Source organism: Microbacterium sp. ISL-103 (assembly GCF_018613995.1).
Classification (GTDB): domain Bacteria; phylum Actinomycetota; class Actinomycetes; order Actinomycetales; family Microbacteriaceae; genus Microbacterium.
In genome coordinates, this window is the sequence record NZ_JAGGPD010000274.1 from 1 (window position 1) to 7,928 (window position 7,928).

At 69.3% G+C, this 7,928-nt stretch carries 7 protein-coding genes; 3 read left to right on the forward strand and 4 right to left on the reverse strand.

Going from position 1 to position 7,928, the window contains the following annotated elements:
* From J7E68_RS10925 to J7E68_RS10935, 3 genes are all read right to left on the reverse strand, one after another.
* On the reverse strand, positions 1–949 hold a 949-nt coding region (locus tag J7E68_RS10925; RefSeq protein WP_215172521.1), incomplete at its 3' end, for a DEAD/DEAH box helicase.
* A gap of 89 nt (positions 950–1,038) precedes the next feature.
* A complete protein-coding gene (locus J7E68_RS10930; protein ID WP_215172523.1) occupies positions 1,039–2,643 on the reverse strand; it encodes an SPFH domain-containing protein in 1,605 nt (534 codons plus the stop codon).
* 118 nt (positions 2,644–2,761) lie between these two features.
* Positions 2,762–3,190, reverse strand: coding sequence for a MarR family transcriptional regulator (locus J7E68_RS10935; RefSeq protein WP_215172525.1), 429 nt, complete (start codon positions 3,188–3,190; stop codon positions 2,762–2,764).
* Between the two features lie 318 nt (positions 3,191–3,508).
* Between J7E68_RS10935 and J7E68_RS10940 the strand changes: the two genes are divergently transcribed.
* Complete coding sequence (locus J7E68_RS10940) at positions 3,509–5,116, forward strand: Ig-like domain-containing protein (protein WP_215172527.1); 1,608 nt, start codon at positions 3,509–3,511, stop codon at positions 5,114–5,116.
* An 80-nt stretch (positions 5,117–5,196) separates the two neighbouring features.
* On the opposite strand, the gene J7E68_RS10945 is transcribed toward J7E68_RS10940, so the two are convergent.
* Positions 5,197–5,733: a small multidrug efflux protein gene (locus tag J7E68_RS10945; protein WP_215172530.1), complete on the reverse strand. Its 537-nt coding sequence runs from the start codon at positions 5,731–5,733 to the stop codon at positions 5,197–5,199.
* Between the two features lie 154 nt (positions 5,734–5,887).
* On the opposite strand from J7E68_RS10945, the gene J7E68_RS10950 reads away from it, so the two are divergent.
* Both J7E68_RS10950 and J7E68_RS10955 read left to right on the forward strand, forming a co-directional pair.
* Positions 5,888–7,111, forward strand: a complete 1,224-nt coding sequence (locus tag J7E68_RS10950; RefSeq protein ID WP_215172532.1) for a histidine kinase — start codon at positions 5,888–5,890, stop codon at positions 7,109–7,111.
* Positions 7,108–7,710: a response regulator transcription factor gene (locus tag J7E68_RS10955; protein ID WP_215172534.1), complete on the forward strand. Its 603-nt coding sequence runs from the start codon at positions 7,108–7,110 to the stop codon at positions 7,708–7,710. The genes J7E68_RS10950 and J7E68_RS10955 overlap by 4 nt, the downstream gene beginning before the upstream one ends.
* Positions 7,711–7,928: the final 218 nt, after the last annotated feature.

Consider the following 7,928-nt stretch of genomic DNA (forward strand, 5'->3'; position numbering starts at 1 on the left):
GGCAGCTGTCGACCACCAGGCGCACACCCGGCACGGTGAGAGACGATTCCGCGAGCGACGTGGTGACGATGATGCGCGGCCGCTCGTCGGGTGCGCGGCCGCGGATCACGGCATCCTGCTCTGCCGCGGGGATCTGACCGTGCAGCTCTCGCACGTCGAACGCCGCGCTGGCGTCGCGGATGCGGCGAGCGACCTCCGACACCTCGCGGGCGCCCGGCGCGAAGACCAGCACGTCGGCCCGAGGGTCGTCGCGCACGAGATCCAGGGCGGCGGATGTCGTCGTGCGCGCGATGTGATCGAGGAACCCTCGTGTGACCCCCCGCTCGTCGAGACGCGGTACGGGGCTCGGCGCCCAGCGCTCGGTGAGGGGGAAGGCGGGGATCCGGTGGCCGACGATCGGGGCGGGCGCATCGTCCGAGCCGAGCACGCCCGAGATGCGCGCGGCGTCGAGGGTGGCCGACATGGCGACGACCAGGAGGTCGTCGCGCAGTTCGCGCACCTCGGAGAGCAGTCCGATCAGCAGGTCGGTCTCGAGAGCGCGCTCGTGCACCTCATCGAGGATCACCGCGGACACTCCGTCGAGCCCGGGATCATCGAGCATCCGCCGCAGCAGCACTCCGGCCGTGACGAACTCGATCTGCGTCTCGAGCCCGGCAGAGCGCTCGCCGCGCACGGTGAAGCCGACGCGAGAACCGAGCGGCGAGCCGTCGAGGTGGGCGAGGCGACGGGCGGCGGCTCGGGCGGCGACCCGGCGAGGCTGGGTGACGATCACGCGCCCGGTCGCCCGGGATGCCACGAGCGGCGGCACGAGGGTGGTCTTGCCCGTGCCGGGCGGTGCGCTGATGACCACGGACCTGCTCGTGTCGAGCGCCGCCGCGAGTTCGTCGAGGGTGACCGCGAACGAGAGTCCTGCGCCGACGGCGGCGAGGTCGAAGGCGGCGGTGGTCATCTCCCCAGTCTGCCCGGTCTCCACGACTCCGCAGGCGACGGATGCCGCGACCGATCCGGCCGCGGCATCCGCTGTGCGCTGTGTGCTGACTACTCCGCTGCGGGAGCCGGCGGTGCCGGCGGCGGCGGGGTGGTCGGGGCCGACCTGCGAGTCGGCGCTGCGGTCGGGGCGGATGCCGCGGCCACGCCCTCGCCGATGCCACGTCCGACGGCCTGGCCCTGGATGATCGACGCCAGGTCGAGTCCGGTCGCCGCGCTGACGCTGTCGAACACCGACTTGAGCGCCTTCGCGCTGTCGGCGCCGACGACGTTCGAGGCGCCGTCTTCGCTGGATCCGCCGATGATCGAGACGTTTCCGATCGTGGCATAGCCCTTCGAGAACTCGGCCATGATCGAGGGCAGCACATCGAGCACGCGCTGCGACAGGAACGCGTCCTGGTTCGACGCGATGGCCTTCGCCTCGGCCTCGACGGCGGCGGCTCGCGCCTCACCCTCGGCGCGGATCGCGTCTGCCTCGGCGTTCGCCCGCAGGCGGCGTGCCTCGGACTCGGCCTCGGCCTGGGCGCGCAGCGCGTCGGCCTCACCGGACGCGCGGGCGATCGCCGCTGCGGCCTCACCGTCGGCCTTGGCGCGGTCTGCCTGGGCCTGCTGCTCGGCGATGCGGGTGCGAGCTTCTGCCTGCTTGACCTGCTCGATAGCGCCGGCCTCTGCGGCACGCTCACGCGTGTAGAGCTCGGCCTGAGCCCGGGTCTCGGCCTCGTATCGCTGGGCGTCGGCGACGCGCTTGACGTCGGCGTCGAGCTGAGCCTGACGGTTCTCGGCCTGCTGCTGCAGAACGGCCTGCTGGGCCTGCTCGCGGGCGAGGTTCTCTGCCTGCTCGGCCTCGGCACGCGCACGGCCGATGCCGGCGTTCGAGTTCGCCGTGTTCGTGTCGAGCGCGGTCTGCTCGATCAGGTTGGCTTCCTGGTTCGAGATGTTCTTCTGGTTGATCGCTCGGTCGGCGTTGGTCTGCGAGATCTCGGCCGACTGACGCTTCGCCTGGATCTCGGGAGCACCGAGCGACTGGATGTAGCCGACCGCGTCGGTGATGCCCTTGATCTGGAACGAGTCGAGGATCAGGCCCTGCTCGGCCAGCTCCTGCGAGACGTCGGCGGCGATCTGGTCGGAGAACTTCTTGCGCTCCCGCATCAGCTCGACCACCGACAGGGTGGCGACGATGCCGCGCAGGGCACCTTCGAGCTGCTCGGTGGTGAACTGCTCGATCGCGGCGTCCTGCGAGGCGAAACGCTCGGCAGCGCGGCGAACGAGGATCGGGTCGGAGCCGATCTTCACGATGGCGACGCCGTCGACGTTCAGGGTGACGCTGTCGAGCGACTGGGCCTCGGCGTTGAGCGAGACCTGGCGCGAGCGCAGCGAGATGATCTCGTGGCGCTGCGTGATCGGGTTCACCAGCGACTTGCCGTTCACGATGACCGTGACGGGCGACTCCGACATCTCGTCGGTCGTCGTGCCGTCTGCCGCGATCACGGCACGCTGCACCTTCTGCTTGCGTCCCGAGATGACGAGCGCCTCATCGGCGCGCGCGACCTTGATCCAGCTGCGTGCGAACAGCAGCAGGATGAGCAGGACGACGATAGCGACGGCTACGCCGATCCCGACGATGATGAGGATGCCGACGATTCCGGCGATCTCCATGGATGACCTCCCTGGTTCCCCCCGAGGGGGCGGTCTTGGATGCCGGCGCGGCCGCGCGGGCGTTCACGCTCCACCCTGCCAGAAAAGGGGAGATGCCGTCGCGGGCAGAAATCCCCGGTCAGCGACCGCGAAGCTTCTCCGCCAGGTCGCGGAGGGTCTTCAGCTCGTGGTCGTCGAGTCGCGACATCCGGTCGGCGATCGAGCGCCCGTGCACGGTCGCGATGCTGCGGAACGCCTTGGTTCCGGCCTCGGTCGCCCTGATGAGCGCGCCTCGCCCGTCGTCGGGGTCTGGGCACTTCGAGACGAGCCCGCGGGAGACCATGCGGTCGATCAGGCGCGAGACGCTCGGCTGGCTGATGAGCATGTTGGAGGTCACATCACGAAGCCGGGCCGACATGCCGGGGGAGCGGGTGACGGTGAGCAGCACGTCGTACTCGGCCTGGGCGAGGTCGCCGTGGTCGAAGTCGGCGTTCATCTCGGTGAACAGCTCGTGCTGGGCGCGGAACAGACTCTCCCATGCCTCGACGGCGAGCTTGCGATCGGTCATGGTGAACAGATTACTGGCAACAGTAAAGGGCCGGTCGGAGAGGCTCCCGACCGGCCCTTGTCCCTTGCACCAAGAGTGTCCTGCAATCACATGCGGTGTATGCCACAGCAAACATTCACCGTGCGATCACTCTATAACGGCGAGGTAACGAATGCAACGGTTTGATCACGGAATCTTCGCGAGGGCCAGGCGGCCGCTGTCCGCGCTGTGCCGGTATTCCGTTGCTGTATATCGGCTACCGCGTAATCCACGGACCCATTTCTGATCTCTTAGAAGAGTCGCGATTGGGAGCGACTCGAATCGGAACTGGGGATGACGATGACTGGGGAACGCAGAGTCGTGCGCGCGCACGGAACGATGACAGGCGGGGCACGGCCCTCGCGAAAGCACGGCGCCATCGCCGCGATCATGGGTGTGATCGCGGCGATGTCGACGCTTCTGGGGGTTGCGCTGCCCGCCGCAGCGGCTCCGACGGTGACCTACACCGGGGCCATCAGCGGTCTCTCGATCGAGAAGTCCAGCGGTACGGGGCCCGTCGGACAGTGGCAGCAGGTGCGCATATCGGGGGAGTGGTCGGTTCCCGACGGAGCGGTCGCCGGTGAGACCTTCGGGATGACGCTGCCTACGCAGTTCCATCGTCAGACGGCCGGCGGATTCACCATCACCGATCCCGACACCGGTGAGGTCATGGCGAACTGCGTGGTGTCGGACGGCGATGGGCCCGACGTGGTGTGCACGCTGACCGATGCGGTCGACGGCAAGGAGCAGGTGGGCGGGTCGTTCTGGATGCAGGCCACGGCCTCGCAGCTCACGACCTCGGAGACGGTGCGCTTCGATCTGGGGGACACGGTCGAGATCGTCGATCTTCCGGGGCAGGGGGGCATCATTCCCGAGGAGCTGGGCGAAGACGCACTGCCGTACAAGTACGCCGGGACGACGGCGACCGACGGGCACCTGAAATGGGTCGTCGGAATCCCGAGCGCATTCGTCGACGACGGCGGCTTCACGATCTCGGACGTCCTCGATCAGGGTCTCGCCGACCATCACTACACCGGAGAGGTGACGCTGCGTCAGCGTCCGGTCGAGGACGGTGCAATGGCGGGGACGTGGACTCCGGTCTCTCCCGCGAGCTACCGGGTCGTCTTCGCCGATGACGGTGAGTCCTTCAAGGCCGTCGCGTCGGGGCTCCCGGTCGCGGGATTCGCCTACGAGCTGGTCTACTACACGCAATCCGAACTGCCGGTCGTCGACGGGCAGGTGTTCGGCAACCACGTCATCGTGAACACGATCGAGACCTCTGCGACGCATACGATCACCGAAACGGGCGGCGGTGACGGCAACGGCGTCGGGTATACGCGATTCTCGATCAGCAAGGCGCTGACCGGCGACGGCGCCGACGCGGCGAGAGGCGCGACCTACACGGTGCGCTACTCGGTGAAGGGGTCGGATGCTCCCGCGAAGACCCTGACGGTGCCGGTCGGCCAGCCGGTGGCCGGTGATCGTGCCCCGCTGGGGTCGACCTTCGTGATCGAGGAGATCGACCTCCCCACGATCGAGGGCGTGACATGGGGCGCATGGTCGATCACGGGTGACGGGGTGGTCGACGCGGGCGACGGCACGTATGAGGTGACGCCCGCAACAGTGGCAGGCGTGCAGCTCACACTCACCAACACCGCGAATGCGCTCCCCATGGTGGAGCCGACACCGACACCCGCACCCACTCCGATGCCGACACCGACACCGACAGCCATCTCGGTTCCGGCGCCGACGCAGACACCTGCGGCGGTCGCTCCCGGTACGGACCTGGCCCTGACCGGGGGTGGCGACGTGTCGGGATTCCTGGTGCTCGCTCTCGCGCTGATCGTCGGCGGCGGGATCGCTACCGCCGTCACCGCCACGCGACGGGCGGACGCCGCGCGGCGCTGATCGGGAATTCCAGATGACAGCAGGCGGTCACCTCGTGGTGACCGCCTGCTGTCGATGTGCCGGCGTCGCGCCGGGCGTGCTCAACGGATCGCGTAGACCGCGCTGCCCACGATCACGGCCACGAGCGTGGTCCAGCCGATGATCGCCACACCCTGCCAGATGAGGATGCGGACCTTCCCGACCCCTGCAGCGGCCAGCATCGTCGCGGTGAACTGCGTCGGCAGCAGGAGCGGACCGAGCAGGCTCACCCCGGGAACGCCGTAGCGTTCGAACGCCCGCTGGAACTTCTCACGCCGTGCGCTGCCCCGATCGGACTCGGCGGGCACGTCTTCGAGCGCTCCGCCGCCTCCGGCCGCGACCGCCTGACGGCTGCGGTTGCGGTTCACGATGGCCGTGCGTGCCCCCGAGCTCGCGATCACGAGCACGGCGACGCAGAGGAAGTTGCCGACGATCGCGGCGATGGCGGCGACCACGGGGTGGATGCCGCCGATGATGCCTATCGACACCGCGCCCTCGCCCTCGATGAAGGGGATCGCGCCGGCCAGGGCGACGATCAGAGGCTGGAGGAGTTCGGGCACCTGGGCGACGAAGCCCTGGAAGGTCTCGATGAGGTTCATGGAGTGCTCCTGTCGATGGATGCGCCGGTGTCTCCGCCGCGATGGATCCAGTCCACCGCGTTCCGTGCCGTAGCGGCAGTGTCGAGGCGTCACCGCTTTCCGGGTGCTCCTCCCTCGGCATCCGTGACATGTGTCACGCCCGTATCGTGGGGGCATGCCCAGCCCTTCCGCGGTCGTCGAACCGCTCGGAGACCCGCCTCCCGGAGCGCGCCAGCTTGCGCGGGGAATCACCGCGACCTGGTGGTACACGATCTCGGCCGTGCTCTTCCTCGAGGTGTTCCTGGTGCTCGTCTGGGTTCTGCAGACTCTGGCCGAGCCCGGGAGTACGACAGCCCTTCTCGTGGTGGCCCTCGGCGGTCTCGTCTGGTGGGCATCCACGGTCGTTCTGCTGGCGAGCTATCGGCACCGGCTGGATGCCGAGCCGGGCATCCCCTGGGCGCGCATCGCCGGTCCGCTCCTGATCGCGATCGCCTACGGCGCCGCAGCGGGCCTGATGATCGACAGCTGGCTGCTCGCCGTCATGCCGCTCGCGCAGTCCGTCGTGCTGCTGAACTGGCCGAAGGGGGTGCGGCTGCGCGTCGTGGTGCTGATGACACTGGTGCTGCTGTGCATCGCGTTCATCGACGCCGCCCGCGGCGCCGCCCCGGCGGGAGCGCCCGGATGGATCCCCGCGGTGTACGCGATCCTCATTCCGGCGATGTCGGTGAGCTCGCTCTGGTGGTGGGACGTTCTCGTCGCCGTCGACCGCGCCCGCGCGTCGGAGTCGCGTCTCGCGGCGACGCAGGAGCGCCTGCGCGTCGCCACCGACGTGCACGACCTGCAGGGGCACCACCTGCAGGTGATCGCGCTGCAGCTCGAACTGGCGGAGCGCCTCATGGGCAGAGACCCCGACGCAGCCCTCGAACAGCTGCAGGCGGCGCGGGTGAGTGTCGACGAGGCTCGTCAGGGCACGCGAGATCTCGCGACGCGATTCCGATCGGTGCCGCTCGGAGATGAGGTCGCCAACGCGCGCGACCTGCTCAGCGCGGCGGGACTCGCGGTCGAGGCCGACATCGCCCCGGATGCCGACGACGCCCCTGCCGCAGCACTCGGACCCGTGATCCGAGAGACGACCACCAACGTCCTCAGGCACGGCGGCGGTCGTCACGCGCGCCTCGCCCTCAGAAGGGTGCCGCAGGGGTGGCGCTACGAGGTCGCGAACGACGTGATCGCCGGGGCGGCGGGGGAGCCTGTGGGATCCGGACTCGACGGCGTGCGACGCCGCATCTCCGAAGCGGGAGGAACCCTCGAGATCCGTGACCATGACGGGGACTTCGTGGTGATGGTCACCGTGCCTGCGAGCGTCGGGGCCGCCTCCGACGCGGGGGAGCGGCGATGATCCGGGTACTGCTCGCCGATGACGAGGCGATGATCCGCTCGGCGCTCGCCGCCCTGTTGCGACTCGAAGGCGACATCGAGGTGGTCGCCGAGTGCGCCGACGGCGAGCAGGCGCTCGCCGCAGCCCTCAGACTGCAGCCCGACATATGCCTGCTCGATCTGGAGATGCCCGGGCTCGACGGCGTCGAAGTCGCCGAGAGGCTGAATCGCGCCATCGCCACCCGGTGCATCGTGGTCACCCGGCATGCCCGACCGGGGGTGCTGCGCAGGGCACTCGCCTCCGGTGTCTCCGGCTTCCTGCCGAAGTCGCGCGGTGCCGACCAGGTCGCCGATGTCATCCGACGGGTCGCGGCGGGTGCTCGCTACGTGGATCCCGAGATCGCGGCGGATGCGCTGAGCGACGAGCGCTCACCTCTCACTGACCGTGAGCTCGATGTGCTGCGTGCCGGGCGCCGCGGCGAGACGACAGGCCAGATCGCCCGGTCGTGGTCGCTCGCGCCGGGGACGGTGCGCAACCACGTCTCTGCCGTGCTCGCGAAGCTGTCAGTGGGGACGAGGCAGCAGGCGGTGCTGCTCGCTGAGGAGCGAGGCTGGATCTGAGCCGGGCGACCGGCCGGAGAATGCGGATGGGGCTGTGGGTGCAACCCCATCCGCGACCACGCGGGGAGATGCGCGGCTGAGACCGATGCCGACTCGTGTCCCCCAAGGCCGGCGTCGGGTCTCATATGCAAGACCCCGCACCGGGCAGAGCGTGACGCGCGGCGTGAAAAATCTTCTCGCGAGGGTCGTTCTCAGTGCTCGTGGTGCGCGTGGTCGCG